The organism is Haploplasma modicum ATCC 29102 (genome assembly GCF_000687835.1).
Lineage (GTDB): Bacteria > Bacillota_I > Bacilli_A > Acholeplasmatales > Acholeplasmataceae > Haploplasma > Haploplasma modicum.
Window position 1 is genome coordinate 29316 of record NZ_JHYB01000004.1, and the last position, 20525, is coordinate 49840.

Below are 20525 nucleotides of genomic sequence, written 5' to 3' on the forward strand. Positions count from 1 at the left end.
GAAGGTTTTTTTTAAATATAAAAACCAAATATCAATTCTTCATATATTTTAAATTTTTTTAAATATTTATGTATTTTTCTTATTGGTAAAAATATATATTTACTAAATCCTAAAAATTGGTTTAATATTACAAGTAGTATTAGCGATACTGTTATAACTACTATTGCTGTACCACTTTTTAGTAATTGTTGATTTCTAACTTCCCAATAAGCCTCTGAATATCCCTCTTGATCTCTGGCGTAAATATATGAGTTCATTGCATCTTTGTAATCTAAATTTGCAAAATGAGCATCACCAATTCCCTTGTTAGCCAAGTCAAATAGCGAGTTCATCTTTAGAACTTTTTTCCACGGCTCTAATGAATCAGTATATCTTCCATCATAATATAAACTTATTGCCTCGTGAATTGTGTTTGCAAATTCTGTCGGAATAAATATTTGCAATGATTTAGCATTATTATGATTATCTACTACATAAATATTATTTCTACTATCAACAGCAATCCCTTTTGGTGATTTAAATAATCCTTTTTGATTATAATTATCTTTACCACTAAAGACGAATAAAATGTCACCTTCTGGTGAATATTCAACAATTGATCCATCTCCACCAGAAATTGTAAAAATAGTATTATTTGGTCCTACAAACAAATCCTCATTATCCTCAAATCCCCAAATTGACTCATTGAATACTTGATTTGCTATATTTAATTTTTTATATCCTTCTATTTTTTTTGATGTTGTTAGTATTAATCCTTTTTCATCAACAGCGGCATTATATACTGGTGCTGGTATCATACTAAACCATTTACGTCTTTGTTCTTCGTCAAATAAAAATTGTCTTATTAAGTTTGAAAATGTTGCTGGAAGTTGATTACCACCAAAGTACCCTGTAAATTCAGCATTTTTGTTAAACTTTGCCATTCCATTATGGTTTCCTGCTAGTACGATATAAACAATATTGGCATGATCAGTTACAACTTTTATTGGTTCGAACGAATCATCATCATCAAAATATGGTGTACCAATAGGCTTAACATATTTATTTGTAATTTCATAATTGTTTTTTGCTGGATTAAAGGTAAACTGATAAGCTGCTTTATTTCCAGAATCAGCTACATATAATTTATTGTCATCACCAACATGAACTCCAGATGGTTTTGATAGTATACCCTCACCAATTGATATTGTCTCATCGGTTTCTAGATTATATCTAATAATCATCTTTTGTTGGGCATCAGCAATGAAAATATTATTTTCACTGTCAATAGTAATATCTTGAGGGTCCTTCAATTCAATACCTCCAAGGTCATATTGAATTGATAAAGGTATATAGGCATCTTGCGTCCAAACAAATCTTTTACTTGAATTACTGTATGTATATGTGTTATATGGGACACCGTTTGCTTTTATTTCCTGCTTATTAATCGCAGAAAAGAATGAAAAACTTAATATCATCATTAGTATAATAATTATTTTTTTCTTCATATTATTTAATCCCCGAATGTGCCATTGTATTCATGACCTTACTTTGCAAAATAATGAACAAAATAAAGTTAGGTAGAAACATCATTAATCCTGCTGCTGCTGATAAACCTTGTCCTGCAACAGTATTTCCTTGTGCTGATGTTAGACTTTGAATGAAAAAGGCTAAAGTTCTTTTACTTTCATCTGTAATATAAAGTGATGAAGTTCCAATATCATTCCAAATATTTTGGAATGTTAATATCCCGACAGTTGCTATTGCAGGAATTATGATGGGAACAATTATTTTAAAGAATACTTCCATTTCCGATGCGCCATCAATCTTTGCAGATTCAATTAAATCTTCTGGTACCTGGTCAATAAATTGTTTTAGTAGAAACATTGCAACTGGAAGTACAATCATTGGTAAAATATGAACTGAAAAAGTATCTAATAATCCCATCTTAGCAATAATTAAATATCTAGGAATTTGTACTGCTATTGGTACAAACATTAGTGCTACTGTATTAACTTCAAAAAGGAACTTCTTTCCACTAAACTTCAATTTGGATAATGCATAAGCTGAAAAAGATGCAAATAGTATTGATAATAATACGCCTAAAACTGTAACAATAATTGTATTTACTAAATATCTACTAAAAGGAATACTTGTTGAATTCATAATTCTAAAAAATTCTCTAAAATTATTCATTGTTGGTTTTCTAACAAAAAATTTAGGCGGATACTCAAATAATTCAGATTGTGGTTTAAAAGCTTGATTAATAATAAATAAAATAGGTAATAACATTAAAAGTGAAAAAGGAATTAATACTGCATAAAATTTTGTTTGACTTTTGTGAAATCTTGGTGGATTCACTTGCATATTTTGAAATGACATATTATCTACTCCTTTTCACCTAGTAATTTAAAAGTTATTTTTGATAAAAAATAAACCATTAGAAGTAATACAACGCTCACTGCTGCGGCATATCCCATCATATATCTAATAAAGCCATAGTCTTCAATATGATTTACAATTAATTGCCCAGCATATTCAGGAGTTGGATTTGATCCTGATAATTGAACACCTATTGCTCCCGCTTGAAATGTTGTTACTGTTGCCATTACTGCTCCAAATAACAACTGGGGCTTCATAGATGGGATGGTTATATAGAAAACTTCCTGTGTTCTATTCTTAATTCCATCAATATATGCTGCTTCATATAATGTTTTATCGACATTTAATAATCCTGCAAGCATAGCTAAAAAACCAACTCCCATACTACTCCAAAGTGATACTATAATCATAATTGTCATTAAATATTGAGGTGAAACTAAAAATTGAATTGGTTCAACGATTACTCCATAATTTAATAACAAAGCATTTAAATATCCTTTTGAATCACCGGAAAATATTATTCGCCACATTGATGACATTGCTACCCCCATTGTAAGCGATGGTGAGTATAATATAATTGCTAAAATTGTTCGAGGTATTGAGCTAATCTGTGATAGCATCCATGCAAGTAAAAACGATAATATATATCCTATCGGTCCAACAATAAGTGCAAATTTTATAGTGTTAGATAAAACATACTTCATAAATACCGTATCCATAGTTATTAACTCAATATAATTACTTAATCCTGTTACTTTTGGTGCTTCAATTGCATTATAATATGTAAAAGATAGTGCTATTGCGGCAATTACTGGAAGGACGATAAATATAAAGAATAAAGTCCAATAAGGAATTAAAAACCATACTGGTCGATTTATTTTTTTAATCATCTTTCTGCCTCCCTTAACCAATATTCAATATTATCAATTGTTGGAACTAAGAAATCCTTTACTGGTATACCATTTTCTACATAACCAAATTCAGCCATTTTATATAGAATTTCACGATTTGAAACTCTAACAGCATTATCTAATGCTTGTCTTGGATTTGCATCATCAAATACAATCTTTGTCCATGCATTACTTAGTTCTCTTTCTATCATATATAATCCAGGTATTCTAGGAGCTTCTGCAGCATATTCCCATTGTTTTAAAATAACATCTTTATGCTTTTTATCCATTGATATTTCTTTAAAAGCATTCACGTTTGCAGAACTCCAAAAATAAGCTTTACCATATGTGTTTTGTAATCTAAATGCAAATTCTGACTGAATTTCAGTACTCATCCACCATGATAAAAAATCCCAAGATTCATTTTTATATTTAGTAGTACTCATAATCATTGATGATTGTCCACCGGCTGGTGCATATCTTAATATTTCATCTTTATCATAACTATATTGACCTGGATGTAAATCAATCTCCCATAATCCATCTAGTTCAAGTGCTACTGTATCTAGTAATATATATGTTGATAGATCACTAATTCCAATTGGCATTGTTCCATATCTAAAATTATTATAAAAACTAGCCACATATTTTTGCATATTATACAAAGTAAATAGTTCTGTCATGGTACGCACACCTTCAATACTCTCACTACTATTTAGATCTGTTTGCATACCATCTTCGGTATACAAATTACCACCAAATTGATATATAAATGGTAAAGTTGCAACGAATGGTTTTAATCCAACAAATTGTGATAATGGAATAAAATAATTTAAATCATAACTTTGCAAGATTGGTAATAAGGCTTTTATTTCATCCCATGTTTGTGGTATATGGTCTACACCTACACTTTCCAAAATATCTTTTCTATAATAAGTTACCCAGAAGTTTTGTGTTTCTGGCAGTCCAAATACACCATCTTCAAAAATATATGGCATTAAAGATCCAGGCATAAAATTGGAAACTAAATCTGCGTACCCCTTAAATTGTCTTAGATCTAACGAAGCTTTTCTAATTGCAAATTCATATGGAATCCAGTGATCTACACCTATTGCAATATCTGGTGCATCTCCACTAGCATTTGCCAAAATCAATTTGTTTTGATCTGGCATTTGTGATAAAGTAACTCTTCGTTCTCCATCAAATTTCTCATCAATAAGAGCTTGCATTATCTCTATATATTGTCTAGGATGATTAACCCAAACAGTTAAATCATTTTTATTTTTCTTACTTACTGAATATGGATTGTTTGTATATGATAATATCAATCTCTTTACTTCTTCAAATGATTTTACAAAAATATTAGCTGCAGGATTTTTAAGTTTATTGTTTCCATAAAATATTACACGTTCAAGTTCCATTCCACTAATCATTAATCGTTGCATTGTTGCTCCAAGTAATTGATTAACTGAAGAGTCACCATCTGAGAATAAGGCCATTTTACTTGGTAACTTATTTATTTTTTTAGCAATACTTCTAAGTCTTTTTGAAGATTGTGTTAAATTTGATATTTCTGCTGGTTTTTTAACACCCGATAGTTTTTTTAAACTTTCATGTAACATATCTAAATCATCAGCCCATTGATACATTTTATCTTTTGCTTCTGGAAAATGCTTCTCAATATCCCAGTCTCTAAGTGGATCATTACCACCCGATGTATATCTTTTAACTCTTAATGAAAGATTTTGAATTTCAGACATAATTTCTCTAATTTTCTCAATAGCTGTTCTGTAAGGATAACTTACAGCTTCTAATGATATGATATGCTCACCTTCTTCTAAGAAAATTAAAACATCATCACCATTTTCATCTACAATTTTTCTATTAACAAAGCTTGTTGTATGTGGGAATGCATAACCCTCAAATAAGTCAAATGGAACTTCATTATCAATACTTATTCTTCTAAATGTTGGCATTTCACCTAATGAATATTGGCGATATTTAAATGCTAATTTATACATTGCAGTCTCATTGACATTGATCTTATAAGATATTGTTTGACCACCATTTTGCCAGGAATCTGCAAAAACTGTATTTAACTTTAAGAATTGAGTATCATAATAAAGGTTAGTAGGATTTTGTTCATTTCTTAGTCTAATTGATGCTTCGCTTCTGCCTTCCATGTCTCTAGCAGATACTTGGATTTGTTCTTGTGAGAGTTTTTTATTATTATGTTTTTTTAAATAATTTTCATAGCTTTCTAGTTCATTATATTTAACAAAAGATACTTCTCCTATTAAAAGAGAATTATTTCTTGAACTAATTAGTATTTCATCATCTTCGCTTAAATGAAAACCATAGTAACCAACATGAAGCCCATTATAATCAAATAAAGCTTGATTTCTCCATTTGAAATTTTTCTCTGCTCCTGATTGTATCTCATTACCATATCGATCTTCTGTAAAATCTTTTGTTAAATACGACCAGTCTGATTTTAGTACCATTGTATTACTTTCATGAAATGGCACTCTAAACTCCGAATCACCATTTCTTTTAACCATTAAACTAATTTGATTATTATCAATATTTTTATTTAATTCATAATAGTCAATACTAATGTAATAAACTCCTGACTTTATATCTTTAAATTTAATTTTTAAATTATTTTTTTCGTCTAATAAATAAACTTTTGAATCTTTATTGCTATAAGAACTTACAATTTCCCCATACTCATCATCTATATTCGTAACTACATGTCCATTAAATTCACTAGTTCTTATATTTGAATTTTCATTAATAAATGGTATTTTTTTTTCTTTATAATCTAAGAGCATATTTGAATAAGTAGTATTCCCGCTTATTAAATTTGTAGTTTTTTGATAATCACTATTATATTCAAGTGATGAAACATAATCAACATTTGATGTTTTTGGGAAAAATGAGAGGACTAAAAAAATAAATAAGAAAAAACTAATACTATAAAGCAAAACTTTTATTGTCATAAATTGTTTAATTCTTTTTTTACTTTCACTTAATATTTTCTTTATCTTTTTCATACTTACTCCTAACATGAATGGTGAAGGGGAATCTGTGTTCCCCTTTCACACTTTTTTATTTTATTAATTTGTCTAGTGATTCCTTAAATAATTCATTAATCTTCTTATTATATATTGGTGCAATTACTTCTGCGGTTTGTGGTCCTTGTTCTGTCATTAAATCAAAGTTATTTGGGTTATCTGGATCTTGCATCCATCTAATAAAATCACGATATCCTGGCATCCACTTATCGATATCTGGCTTACCATTGTGAATATGTGCAAAAGTTTCTTGAATTCCTTCAATCCCTTCTACAAGTGGGTCAATTTTATCCCAAATTTCTGGATAATTTGCTACTGGATAACGGTCTAGTAAACTCATTGGTTTTCCTTCTTCAAATTCTTCTGCACGTTTATTTTCAAAAATTTCAATTCTTGCTTCCCATCCTTTTCTCCCATATGACATCCATTTTCCTAGTAAATATGCTTCTTCTGGATGTTCAGTTGCAGATGAGATTGCTAAATAATCAAGTATTACCGGTGGGAAGAATGTTCCTTGTCCTTCTGCTGGTCTTGGATATGGCCAAAAACCAATGTTAATATCTCTTTCTTTTGCTGTTTGAATAATATTAAATTGCCATGATCCTTCAATATCCATAGCCCCATATCCTGTTTCAATAATATAAGCGTCTAAAAATGGAAATTCTTCAAGTATACCTTCTTCATATCTGTTTGTTGTTCCATCTGTTAACTTATGTAGTTCCATTTTCATTTTTGTAGCGTCAATCCATGATTTATGTGTATAATTAAACTTTTCACCGTCCCATGTATCATACATAAAGTCCGGATTTGTCATCATAGGCCATACTTGATTAAAATCAGGAGCTCCATACCATGTATCTAAACCGATAACAGTATTTTCATCATTTCCTGGGAAATTTTTAATTGCTTTTGCTATTTCAATGAATTCTGAAAAAGTCCAATCTTTAACAGGGTAACCTGTTGAACTATCAATTCTATATTTATCATTTGTTTTTAATCCGGAATTTTCAAAAATATCTAAATTAATCATTATACCCTTTAAAAATTGGAATGAAGGAATAGCATATCTTCTTTGGCCGTAAATAGCTGTGTTTTGCATAAACTCATATACTAATTTTGCGTCATCATCATTATCCCAGTATTTTGCAACATCAAGAGTTAATCCTTTTTCAGCAATTACTGGTACATTATCTGTAGCAAAAACGTCTGGAAGTATACCAGCACCTGCAGCATCAACTAAATTATTTGTAAATGTTTCACCATGACCTGCAATATCTGTTCTTAGTTCTACTGTTATATGTGGATATTCTTTTTCAAATTCTTCAATCATTTCTCTTGTAGTATCAATATCAGCGTTCCAATCAGCATATGATAAAGAAATCTTGTTTTTATTTTTATTTCCACCGCCATTACATGCAACTAGTAATAGAGTGAATATAAATGTCATTATCAATAATATATTTTTCTTCATTTGATTCCTACTTTCTTACTATACTAATATTTTCAAATACAAACACACCTGGTAAACTCAATTTGTCTTCAATTTTTCCAAATGCAATTTCAAACTTAACAAAATCCTTTGGATCAGTAATTGTAAAATCAATTTCAAAGTTTACGGTTTCATCTTTTAATACTTCGATATCTTTAAAATAATTTTCTAATAAAGAAGCATAATTGTCTTTTGGTAATAATGCATTAAATCTAAGGGTTCTAGCTACATTTGCTGTAATAGAGACTTTGAATGTATATGTTCCAGATAGTAATTTTGGAATCATATAGTAATAATGTGGCATATATGAGGCATCACCTACACTATCAACATTTATTGTCAATTTATTTTGTTCTCTTTCTGCTGTTGCAAATACTGTTTCTCCAGCATTTTCAATAATGTGTCCATGAACTGTTTCACCATTTAACTGATATCCTTGTTCTCTAAAATCAGTAACAAACATTACTTTTTCTAAAACTACATTAGAAATTATTACTTTTCCTAATGCGGCATTTTGTGTATTACCAACCTCGAAAACAAGTTTTCCAGAAGTTGTTGTTTCTTCATTTACTTTAAATGTGAATGTAAAACTCTTATTAGTTGTTGTTAATCCTAATCCTTCTTGTTTTTCTAAATAATTTAAGAACCATGGATCTTGTGTTAAAGGTACACCTAATGCAACATTTATATCTCTTGCTACTGTAGATCTAGCATTAAATGTTAATTGATATGTAACATTGTATTCTAGTCTAAAACCTTCTTGGAATACTTGTAAATCCCATGGGTTTGCACCTAATCCTGTTATATCAAGAACTAATTCTTCATTTTCAACTTTCATTTCTAAATGGTTTCCTTCTTCCCATTTTTCCCAACCTGTTAAACCTTCTTTAAAATCACCATTTTGAATAACATTACCAAATTCAGCTGAAAAATCTTTAATTGTAACTGTTCTTGTAGCTGTTGTCTCATTCCCTGCTTGATCAGTTACCATATAAGTAATTGTATAAACTGCATCAGCAATATTTGTATCAACGCTCTCAACTACTTCATCATTCAATTTAATACTTATAATATCAATTAAATTGCTTATATCACCATCATTGTTGTCTGTTGCTACCACGCCTGTAAGTGGATTAAATTCCGATCCTAATTGAATTTCAACATCATTAACACCTGATGTAAACATTGGAGGTATAGTGTCTTCTTGTTCTTCGGTTTCAACAATACTAATATTCTTTAACCAAACTGTTGTATCAACTTTCTTTCCAGCAACTGGTCCAAATTCAAAAATTAAGCCCCCATTTTGATTGTCTATTGTATGCTTAAATGAATATTCAAATTTGTTCCATTCTGTTGTAATTGTACGTTTTTCATCTTGACTTGGATGGAAATGTACGAACCAAGGTGCTTGTGATAACAACTCACCTGATTGTAAATTAATTGTTTTTTCTTCTAATGCTTTTGCTTCGAAACTAATTTTATATGTTTTACCTTTTTCAAAAGGAACTAACATTTGTGAAATTCGAGGTTCATGTGTTTCATTACCTGCTGTAATTTCTAGTTTCAAGCCACCTTGATCTTCAGAAACATTTACTGTTCCACCGGCATTTTCATATTTTTCCCAATATGCAATGCCATCTTGTAGTAAACCATCACCACGTTCTGGTTTCAATACTGTAATTGTTCTCCATGGTTGAGCTAAAACTACTTTCCCCCCAAGATCTACTCTTACTTCATATCTAACTTTTATTTCCCCTGGTATATCTGTATTAACATCACCATTTTCCTTATTTAGTTGATTTGAAGTTGATGTAATTGTAATACGATCAGTATAATCAGTACCATCATCACCCATAGCCTTTACACCAGTTAAAGCATTAAATGTTGTCCCTGGTTCAACTTTAATATCTTCAATCCCAGTAATTTCAATACTTGTAAGTTTTTTTCCACAAGCAAATAATACAAGTGTTAAAACTAAAGTACTTAAGATAACTAAAAATCTTTTTTGTAATTTCATTTATTTTCCTCCTTTGAAATTATCACTTTTATTTTATAGATTGACTTTTGTCTAATCTTTAAAGCCCATTCATTAGTTACTCTATTCCCGTAAAACTCTTTAGTAACATTATTAATATCTGTTAAAATAACCTTAGTTATTCTAGCATTTTCACTAAATGTATCAATTAGATCCTCATTGATTATTTCTACATTTATTGTACTAAACAACATTGTACTTACTCTTTTATCTTTAAAAAATTCTTTTGAAAGTTTAGGATTAATCGTGAAGACTAGTTCATTATTATCTATACTAAATAATTTAGGTCCAAAAAACATATAACTCCACATTGATAACATTTCTGCAGTTGATCCTGAAAGTCTAGATACAAATCCTTGTCCATGCTTTCTTTTATCTGGATTATTTGATGGAGCAATAAATGAACTATTTTCAATAGGTGAGCGACCGTAGATTTCTGGATCCATAAAACATGTATAGTTTGTTTTAATCTCATCATAATATTCTTCGTATAGTCCTGATTTTAATATTGAATACAAATACTTATATGTCATATGTAAGAAATTTGATTCCCGTTCTAACCACCCTTTGGTAAATGCTTCAATTCTTCCAATTTCTGGACTTTCATTTGTAAGATCAATACTTGTTTTATAAAATTTAAATTTTTGATCATAAAGTTCACTATTTTTTATATTTTTATAGATATTTTTTGATGTCTCTATATTATCGATAGTCTTTAGTAGTCTTGCTGGTGCTTCTAAAAATGTTGGAATTGGTTTTTGTCTAAAACTAAGTGCTCTAATAAAACTACTATTTTTATCAATTAATTCATAATCTATTACTTCATAACTCAAATATGTTGGAATAATCTCTTCAATTTTTTTTGCTTTACTAATTCCAATTTCTAAAACATTTCTAATTATTTTAATTAAATCTATTAAATTTTTCGCTTTAATATTTTCAACTTCCAATTTGTTATCTAATAAGTTTTTTCGATACTTTTCTAAAGCATTCATTCTATTATTCCAGAAATCCAGACTTTCTGAATATTTTATATTGCTTAAATCTTCAAATAATTTAAGAGTATCGTTAAGAATATATACATTCTTGTCATTATTATTTTCTAAATATCGTTCAACTCTTTTTACAATTTTTAAAAGTTCAATAGTCTCAGAGATTCCAGATGAGAAAATACCTGGCAATCCATTCATCGCATCATTCCATCCTGGTTTATCAGCTTCATAAGATATTCCTATATTAAATGGATCAAGGTGAGCATATTTATTTAATATTAATGTGATCAATTTACCAATTAAATTTACTTTAATTATTTCTCCATTGGCATCTAGCAACCAATCACTTCTTTTTTCTACGTGCTCTAATGCATTGTATTGTCTAATTTTTCCATCATTTGTTAAAACATATTTTAAATCCCTAGGTTTTACATATATTCCTGAATTATATATAGCATATTTAATTTCGCCAAATACAATATTATCAATTTCATCTGGATATATATTTTCAACAGAATCTATTACATCATCTAAATATGTAAAATGATCACCCCAATATCCTTCTCCAAAATTTGCCTTAACAATTGCTTTTGAGTTTTTGATAATTTCTGTTAAAGTATCTTCAACATTTATCCCATCTAACTCAAGTATCATTGCAAGATCACCAGGAGTAAATTCATTACTTAAGACATTCATTATTCTTTCAGAGTATTTTTCGTTACCTAAGTAATTAAACTTTAATCCTTCAATAGATAATGGATTATAACCGTCTGCTTGTATGAGTGAAGCAAATTGGAATAAGTTTGAATCCTTTAATTCTGGATGAAAATATAAATCGTTTCTTCTGTTTTGTAAAACATCTCTGAAATTACCATTTCCTTGTGAATAATATTTAGGTTCGATTGAAAAGAAGTTGTAGTCTCGCTCCAGGTCACCGTGTTTTCTCGAGTAAATATGATAACCAACTATTCCTTCTTTTGTTTCAAATATTAAGGGCATCCCACCTCTTAGAATATTGTCTAAATAATTTTGTTTCATATACTCATCGAATAATGAAGATGACGTCTCAGTTTTAATTACATTCACTAATTCATCATGTATTCTTTCATTTTCTGTTTCTTTACCATTCAAATATTCAAAATTATATTTCTGATTTAAATGTTTTAAGAATAATGTATCACTTGCATAACCTATTAAAGTTATAAACTCAAGTTTTTTTTCTAAATCTATAGAAAATGCACTATATGCTGCTGGTATTTGGTTTACAGATGACTGAGTATCTTTTAATAAAACATCTAGGTCTTTTTCTATAAAACTATATGGTGTCTCTAATCCAGTATCGTATGAAAATATTAGTTTGTTATCATAAATATATTTAAAATGTTCGTTATTTTTACTAAATGTTTGATAAAAATTACCATCCACGATCGTTCCCATTTGACTGGTATCATTTGTCGTTCCTCTTAGTTTATAGAAAAGCGAATTGTTAATCATATCAACTTGCATCCAACTTTGAAGTAAATTGGAAATTGCCTTAAATCCACCATAGTCTATACCTGCTGATAATATTTGGGCGAGTCCATCAATAAGCTCAATTTTTCTTTTTTTTCCAAAATTTTCTAATTGAACCTTTCTTATTAAACCACCATTTTTTTCATTTGATAACGTAAAATAGGTAATTTTTATTTTTATACTTAGATCATTATTAATTTCTTCAATAACTAATTTATCACGATATATTTGCATCGTTTGATTTTTATTTGCTTTACTAAAGAATTCATAAAAAATTCCTTCAACTTTTATAAAAGTTCTAAATCCCAATCTTTGGGTATGTAAATATGAAGAGTTTGCTGGAAAAAATTCCATAATTGCACCATTTTTATCTTTACTACCAAATGATGAAATTGCTTGTCCACGATTTACATAAAAAGACCAAATTGGAACCCCCATTGTTCCGGCAATACCGCTCAAAAAGCTTGAGAATGTTTTCTTACTTTGATAATCTTTTATTTCATAACCATTACTAAACACTTTTTCCTCCTATTAAGAAATCGATTTCTTCTTTTCAATATGCAGTTATTTTTTTAAATTAACTTAAGAGATTATTTTTCAAGTGTTGTTTCCCGTACAACTAGTTCTACTGGAATTCTAATAATCTCTTCTTTATTGCTTTCCCTATTTTCAATATTTTCGATTAAATCATGTGCTGCCTTTTCTCCTAGCCTTTTTCTATCTTGTCTAATTGTAGTTAAAGGTGGGGTAAAATGCTTTGCCATCGAAATATCATCATAGCCTATTACTTGTATATCATTTGGCACATTTATATTTTTATCATTGAGTGCTTTTAAAACTCCAAGTGCCAAGTCATCACTACAGCAAAAAATTATTTCTGGTTTTACTTTATTTTCCAAGACTTTTAATGTCGCATTGTAACCTGATGTAAATCCAAATCCGTCAGCGTATATTGCAGATGTTTTTTCAAGATTATATTTTTTATAATTTTCTTCAAAAACCTCTGTTCTTTCTTTAAACGCTTTTGATGTTTTAGGACCAGAAATCATTGCAATTTTTTTTAGTTTCAGTTTTTTCTCGATATAATCTAAGACAAGTTCAACACCGGATCTATTATCACTAATGACTGTATGCAAATTCTTTATTATAAAGTCATTTGATACACATGGTATATTACTATTTACTACTTCTAATATCTCATTATCTTGATAATTACCTACTACTATATACACACCATCAACGCGTTTATTTAAACACCATTCATAGTATGACATTTTATTTTTTCCTAACTTTCTAACTATAAAGTTCAACTCATACCCTCGGTCTTCAGCATAATTTTTAAAGTGCTGTAAAATACTTGAGAAAAATGGATGTTCAAGCCCAATATTTAAATCTTCACTAAAAATAACACCAATGATATATGTTCGCTTTGACTTTAGTATTCTTGCACTTGCTGATGGAACATATCCAACCTCATCAATATATTCTAAAACTTGCTTTCTAGTTTTTTCACTTACGCTTCCTGTATTATTAATTACTTTAGAAATTGTTCCAGGAGATAAATTTAGATCATTTGCTATTTCATAAATTGTAACCCGTTTACTCATTAAATCAACTCTTTTCATATACCTCAACCGAGGAAATTTTTAATATTGCTGGAAAAATACTATCATCTATTTTTCCTCCCCATGTCCCACCAATTGCTAAATTAAGAATTAAATAATATGGTTTATTGTAGGGCCACTCTTTATTAGAATCATTTGTTTCTTTCTTAAATTCCACTCTTTTAATCCCATCTACATAATATTCAATGCTCTGTTCATCCCATCTTATTTCATAATTGACAAATTTGTCATAAATATTTTCAATTCTTTCAAAATGTGTTTTTTGTGTATTTATTTTATGATTATACTTTTCACTATGCAAAGAGTAATGAATAATAAAAGGGTCTTTGCCAACATGTTCCATAATATCAATTTCACCGCAAAGTGGCCATGGCTCTTTTTCTTTTTGAATCGAATCAGGTAATAGCCAAATTGCTGGCCATGTTCCTCTACCTTTTGGTAGTTTAGCCTTAACAACTATTTTTCCATATTGAATTGATTTTTTACCGTATGTTGTTAATTTAGCTGAAGTATAGTTTTTATTTTCGTAATCTTCTCTTAAGGCTACGATATGTAAAACTCCATCTTTAATATACGCATTTTTTAAATCATTTGTATAATATTGACTCTCTTGATTACCAAATCCCCAACCTCCTGTTTCTAGGTTCCAAGTATTTTCATCAGGTTTTCCATCAACTTTAAATTCATCTTTCCAAACTAATTTATACAATCATTTCCCTCCATTTTTTCTGCATTTCATATTTTATTTCAGAAGTTAAATATATTCGATTTGAATTATGATCACTTGTATCTTCTTGTTCTATTATTAATAATTTTGTATTCGGAGAAAGAACATGACTATGATAAATATTTTTAGGTATATTGTAAATTTTATTTGGTTCAAGATTAACTATTTCTATTTTTTTTAATTGCTCATCTTGAAAGTCCATAAGTATCATTTGACAACTTCCAGATAATAGTACAAAAACTTCATCTGTCATATTATGTGCCTCTACATAATCAATATTTTCAATTTTGAGTTCATTTGCAAAATTCAGCATGGCAACCCGCCATTCTTTATAACTCATTAACTTTGCATATCCACTGTTGTTATACTCATAAATTTCAATTAAACTCATCCAGATACACCTCTACATTTTCTCCTATTTCTTTGAACACTCTATCATTAGTTTCCTTATTGCCAATAACTATTTTACTTATCTGATATTTACCAAAATCCAATTCCTTTTGATTAATATATTTAATTTTTATTTTTTTGTTTTTAATATATGTTTCAATTTCTGCAACACCATTAATAAAATCGTTTTTCACAAGTTTAGGATTAAATAATAGTTCTCCATAATTCATATTTATTCCAAAAATCTGCTCACGATATAACTTAATTAACCAACTAGCTGTACCTGTCAAGAACATATACTTTCCTTTTCCTTGATTATTATAATATTCTGGTACACCTGCTAGGACTTGGCTTTCTTCTTTTAATGCCTGATTTAATAGGGTCATAACAGCTTCATTCCCATAATTTACTAAATCGTAGTTATATAATCCGTATGTATACATTGTAGCCATATGGCAAAATACTGCACCATTTTCTTTATGACCATAAGCAAAACCATAAGCTCTACCCATATTAGTTAATATTTTTTTGTAATCACTATTTAAGCGATATCCACCAATTTTATTATCAAACAATTTATCTCTTGTTGCTTCTGCCACCTTAATAGCGAAATCTTTACTAGGTATATTATTCATTAAAGCCATTGTTTGAGCTGTTAATGACATTGTTTTTTCTGAATCTAAAAAATTCCCATCATTGTCTACATAACTTTGATAATATTGATTATTAATAATTGCCTTTTGTAAAATAGTCTCTTCTCTTTTTGAAGCAAGAGATTTTAATTTATTAGAAAGAATATTTTTATCAATATTTACTTTATTCAATCCCTTGTTGCTTGATACTTCGTTAAAGTAGTCAAAAATATTAAACTCTTCATTAACCAACTTGGAAAGTGATTCAAATATCTCAATATTACTTTGATCAATTTTACTTAATATATCAGCAAGAACTCTCAAGTTTTCCAAATAAAACATTGTAAAAGGTATTGTCTCACCTTTTTTGTTTGCCATGTCCAATCCATCATTCCAGTCTGCATCTTCTAATCTCGTGAAACCATGTTCACCAATATTAAAGTATCCAATTAAGTTTTGTAATAACAAATGTTCTAGTATTGTTCCTTCATATACCTTGCCATTTAACATTAAAATATTATTATCACTTGATGTAGGTTTTTTCATCTTTGAATAATGTGTGAAACCATCTTCAAAATATTTTTGTTTTTTGAATAAAATATCTAAGTCACCAGTTTCATCAATATATAGTTTTGTGGTTAACAAGGGCCAAGCACCATGATCAGACCAAACTCTAACTATTTGATTTCTATCAGACTTGAATTCACCAACTTTTTCCCCAATTATTGTTGCATTTGATCCATCGATACGAACACCAGCAAAATTTTCATAAATTGATTCGGATACAGATTTATCTGCAGAATATATTAAAGACAATAGATCTTGCCATAAGTCTCTCCATCCTCTTCCACCATGTCCATAATCATGATGAGGGAGATATGAGTTCCCTAAATATCTTCTTAGAATTGGCTGTAATGTAACCCATTTTAATTGATCAATTCTTTTTTCACTCTCAACATTAAAATTAATATAATTATTTAATTCTTTATAAAAATTTTTAACGTTTTTTAGTTCTTTTTTAATGTTTTCAAAATTACTATATTTATTTATATTATTATTTATTTTTTCTATTTCATCTTCAACACCAATAATAATTGAATAATTAACCTCTTCGCCTGGATTTAAATTAACATTTTCAAATCTCATAGCACCCATACATTCATATCCCTTAATTATTGAGCCTACATTATATTTACTAGATTTCAATCCTTTAGGATACATCATTGTACCACCGGAGATATATTCATCAATAATTGGAATATAATTTGATACCTTTGCCTTATCACAAAAACTATGAACACTATAAATAACATCGTTTAATTTATGTCCTCTTTCATCAAATGTCAATGTCGGTTTATTAATAATTCCATTTTCTACGACTTCAACAATATTTAGCAATGAAGTAACATGTCTGTGATCATGTATATTTTCAGGACTTCTAGAATACATCGGAACCGATGTAACAGCTTCTAAACTAATGATTTTTTTTGAAGTATTAACTATTCTTACCAAATGAATTTCCACATTTTCATTTATTGAAATAAACGAGGTTGTTTCCATCTTTATTTTCTCATTATTTCTAGTAATTACTTGAGATAATTTATCTACTTCATATTCGAAACTTTCATTTAATTGTTTTTCTGTTTGTCCGTTAAGATCGAGTCTTTCACCATCTACATAGAAAATAATATTTCTTTTGTTCGACAAGTTAAACAAACCCAATTCACTAATTGGCTCAAGAGCATAATTATAATATCCTTTTTTTAAATCCCCCGACAAATAAGGTGTGACAGAACCTACTAAACCTTTTAGATTTACAAGTGGTAAGTAATATCCCTGATTATAATTAATAGTTTTCTTTATTTTTTCCCCCATAAATCCTCCTATTAAGGAAACCGATTTCCTAATCTTTCACATCCATTATATACATTTTCTTTTGAAATGTAAAGGGTTTCATTGAAAAATTATTTTTTAAAATACGAAAAACTGTATTTTTTTACATGTTTTATTACAAAAACACCTTTGTTATATCGTCATTCTATTTTCAGTCATAAATAAAAAAAGATGGAATTATCTCCATCCTTCATCCTCTTCTCCTAAGTATCCAATATATCCTTCATTGTTTAACGTTTTCAAAATCCAGTTTTTTCTTTCTGTCAGATAACTTTTTAAATACTCTACTTGCTTATCGTGTGTCTTTAATTCAAGCATTTCAATTGGATTAGGATTAAACCCATCATTCATAAACATGTCCCATCTTTTAAAATTACGCTTAGCATCAATAGTTATATAATCTAAAACTCTATCTATCTCTGATAATACTTTAGAAAAATATAAATCAATAATCTCATTAAAACGACTTATATACTTTTCCTTAAAACTATTATTTTTTATTAAAATCCCAAACCATGGATTATAATCACTCCAAAAACCTTTTGGTCCGTATGCATAATAATTACCATTTCCACTTGAAATGTCAAAATCCCAAATTGGACCCATTTGCATTTTTTCATTTTTATCTTTAACAATATATACTGATGAATATCCTATATCTACTTGCTTCATTAGTTCTGTTAATACAAAATAGTCGATGAAACTATCTACATTAATATACTTATCATACTCATCACTAGATACAGATTGCTCAAATTTATTAATATATTCCTTGTAATAATTTATTTTGCTTTCTTGAATATTTTTATCAAAGCTTTTTATTTTAGGAGATTTAACAACATAATATACTTCTTGATATAATTCTGTATTTCCATTGTTATTTCTATCATTTGGATTTGGATTTTTCATTCTGAACCAATCAACATTTTCTTTGCCCTCAGCATTTGCTCTATCAAACTCACGTTCAAATTCAAGTAAAAATCCTCCATCAATATCATCTGATCTATCAATATTTAATCTATTTTCTGAGACTGCAACTTGTTCAGTAAGTAAATATAATCCTTTATAGTCACCATTCAAAACTAATCTTACATATCTTGTTTCCAATTGGTGTGGTAAATTTAGGAATCTTGAAAAATAGTGGGCTATATAGTTTCTCATCAATGACTTATCATTATGCTCTGCAAGCAATACATAATCTGTGGCATGCTTCATCCCCAAAATACTTGTATCCGTGTCAAACTTTATTCTATATGGTTTTTTCTCATATCCCCAAGTAGAGTTTCCTCTTCCCCTAATTCTCGCCGACTCAATTTCCGTGTTAAAAAATCCAGCATCACTAACCTTTAAACTTGCTCTAAGGTAGTCCTCTTTTGATGTAATTTCCAGATTATTAGTAGTATTGATGTTTAATTCAGTTACAAAATTTGTTTTTTTAATCTTTACAGTCTTCATTGCAACGTCATTTTTAACAATTGCAACTAATGATAATTCTAGAACTTCATCAGAATAAATAAATTCTAATCTATTATCTTCCAACTCCTGATTATCTAATTTCCAGATTATTTTTTCATGTTTAAAAGTTTCCGGAAGAACATAATCCTTTGAAATTATATCGGGAATTCTATCTATGAATTTTTGAAACTCTGACTTTTTTACTCCACAACCAGTAATTGTAAAAATACTTAAAAAAAACATTATAAAAAATATATACCTTTTCATATTTTCCCCCTTTTGTTGTTAGGCTTTATTATTAAATATTTAATTAATTTATAGATATAAGGAATTAAAATAATTAAAGCTAAATACACTGTGATTCTTATAATTAACTTATTTTTTAAAAATTTATTATAATTCATTTCATTTTTTATTTCTTCGATTCTATATCCATTCTTAAACTCATCATTTATCTCTTCAGAGTTTTTATATTTAAAGTTCCTCTCATAATCAATCATTAATTGGTTTTCATAGTCATAATACTTTATACTCAAAAGATCATTTTGTTTGATTTCAAAAGAAAAAAACATGAATCCTATTTTATCTTTATCATAGCCATAGCTTATTGCAGCATCAAAATCAGCTGTATTTAATAACCATTTATCATTGTCGATACTATAGGTCGTTAATCTACTTTTATCATTTAAATCTTTTGCATCTCTAGCATGTTTTACTTCCATTAATGGAACAATTATAATAACAATTTTTTGCTCGTTAGAATTTTCTGTAATTTGATATAAACTCATTTTATATTTTTCAACTACCACTTCATCAATGAGTAAATATTTATTAACCTGAACTGCAATAAATTTATCAAAGTTTTTTGTTTCTCTTGCTTCTTTATAAACAGACTCGTTAAATTCATCCTGTTTTTCTATCAATACTTGAGCTACTGTTATAAAGTATATTGCTATTAAAAATAATATTGAAATAATTACATATAATATATTTTTTCTTTTCACATTTATTCCCCAATTCATATGTTTTATTGTCACAAGTTGAATTTAGTATATCATCATTATGTTTAAAAACAACTTTAAAAATGTTAGATTTTTTTATCAACGTTTTTATTACTATTAAATTAAATTTTATATTTAAAACAGTATAAAACTCATAAACATCTCTATTGAGCAATTTTAAAGTATGTTTTTTTCTTTTTTAATCAATATTTCTTGCATCAGAGTTTCAAAATATCTATTAAAACAATATTTTTTCATCTTTTTAATAAGTGACATACATAGAAATCATCTTTCATGCTTATGTTTTGTTTGGACATAATTTATAGTTTATCATAAAGTCTAACTGTTAAATTACCTTCAATTATTTTTATTAAACAAATTGATAATTGTAACTTTCTAAGTTAGCAATAATTAATAATTGATTAATTATTCTATTGTTGGCATTT

Annotated in this window: 13 protein-coding genes; all 13 read right to left on the minus strand. The window is 28.4% G+C overall.

Features of this window, described 5'->3' with window-relative positions; translation table 11 throughout:
- Positions 1–11: 11 nt before the first annotated feature.
- The 13 genes from T352_RS0103830 to T352_RS0103895 all read right to left on the minus strand — a co-directional run bounded on the left by T352_RS0103830 (position 12) and on the right by T352_RS0103895 (position 20082).
- The gene (locus T352_RS0103830; RefSeq protein ID WP_026391835.1) at positions 12–1487 is read right to left on the minus strand and encodes an NHL repeat-containing protein; all 1476 of its coding nucleotides are present in this window, start codon (positions 1485–1487) and stop codon (positions 12–14) included.
- A gap of 1 nt (position 1488) precedes the next feature.
- Positions 1489–2361 (minus strand): carbohydrate ABC transporter permease, encoded by an 873-nt coding sequence (locus tag T352_RS0103835; RefSeq protein ID WP_026391836.1) that lies wholly within the window; start codon positions 2359–2361, stop codon positions 1489–1491.
- Positions 2362–2366: 5 nt separating this feature from the next.
- Positions 2367–3251, minus strand: a complete 885-nt coding sequence (locus T352_RS0103840) for a carbohydrate ABC transporter permease (protein WP_084301399.1) — start codon at positions 3249–3251, stop codon at positions 2367–2369.
- Positions 3248–6307, minus strand: coding sequence for an extracellular solute-binding protein (locus tag T352_RS0103845; RefSeq protein ID WP_162151182.1), 3060 nt, complete (start codon positions 6305–6307; stop codon positions 3248–3250). Before T352_RS0103845 ends, T352_RS0103840 begins: the two co-directional genes overlap by 4 nt.
- A gap of 55 nt (positions 6308–6362) precedes the next feature.
- Positions 6363–7799 carry an ABC transporter substrate-binding protein gene (locus tag T352_RS0103850; RefSeq protein ID WP_026391839.1) on the minus strand — a complete coding sequence of 479 codons (1437 nt, stop codon included), beginning with the start codon at positions 7797–7799 and terminating at the stop codon, positions 6363–6365.
- Between the two features lie 7 nt (positions 7800–7806).
- The gene (locus tag T352_RS0103855) at positions 7807–9834 is read right to left on the minus strand and encodes a carbohydrate binding domain-containing protein (protein WP_026391840.1); all 2028 of its coding nucleotides are present in this window, start codon (positions 9832–9834) and stop codon (positions 7807–7809) included.
- On the minus strand, positions 9831–12875 hold the full coding sequence (locus T352_RS06455) for a hypothetical protein (protein ID WP_162151183.1): 3045 nt from the start codon (positions 12873–12875) through the stop codon (positions 9831–9833). The genes T352_RS0103855 and T352_RS06455 overlap by 4 nt, the downstream gene beginning before the upstream one ends.
- Before the next feature lie 71 nt (positions 12876–12946).
- Positions 12947–13981, minus strand: a complete 1035-nt coding sequence (locus tag T352_RS0103865; protein WP_026391841.1) for a LacI family DNA-binding transcriptional regulator — start codon at positions 13979–13981, stop codon at positions 12947–12949.
- Positions 13968–14690, minus strand: a complete 723-nt coding sequence (locus T352_RS06460) for a glycoside hydrolase family 16 protein (protein ID WP_162151184.1) — start codon at positions 14688–14690, stop codon at positions 13968–13970. Before T352_RS06460 ends, T352_RS0103865 begins: the two co-directional genes overlap by 14 nt.
- A complete protein-coding gene (locus T352_RS0103875; RefSeq protein WP_035345233.1) occupies positions 14683–15099 on the minus strand; it encodes a cupin domain-containing protein in 417 nt (138 codons plus the stop codon). Before T352_RS0103875 ends, T352_RS06460 begins: the two co-directional genes overlap by 8 nt.
- Entirely contained in the window at positions 15086–17605 is a 2520-nt protein-coding gene (locus T352_RS06465; protein ID WP_162151185.1) for a GH36-type glycosyl hydrolase domain-containing protein, read from the minus strand. The genes T352_RS0103875 and T352_RS06465 overlap by 14 nt, the downstream gene beginning before the upstream one ends.
- A gap of 195 nt (positions 17606–17800) precedes the next feature.
- Complete coding sequence (locus T352_RS0103890; RefSeq protein WP_026391843.1) at positions 17801–19345, minus strand: CotH kinase family protein; 1545 nt, start codon at positions 19343–19345, stop codon at positions 17801–17803.
- The gene (locus T352_RS0103895; RefSeq protein ID WP_162151186.1) at positions 19342–20082 is read right to left on the minus strand and encodes a hypothetical protein; all 741 of its coding nucleotides are present in this window, start codon (positions 20080–20082) and stop codon (positions 19342–19344) included. The genes T352_RS0103890 and T352_RS0103895 overlap by 4 nt, the downstream gene beginning before the upstream one ends.
- Positions 20083–20525 lie beyond the last annotated feature (443 nt).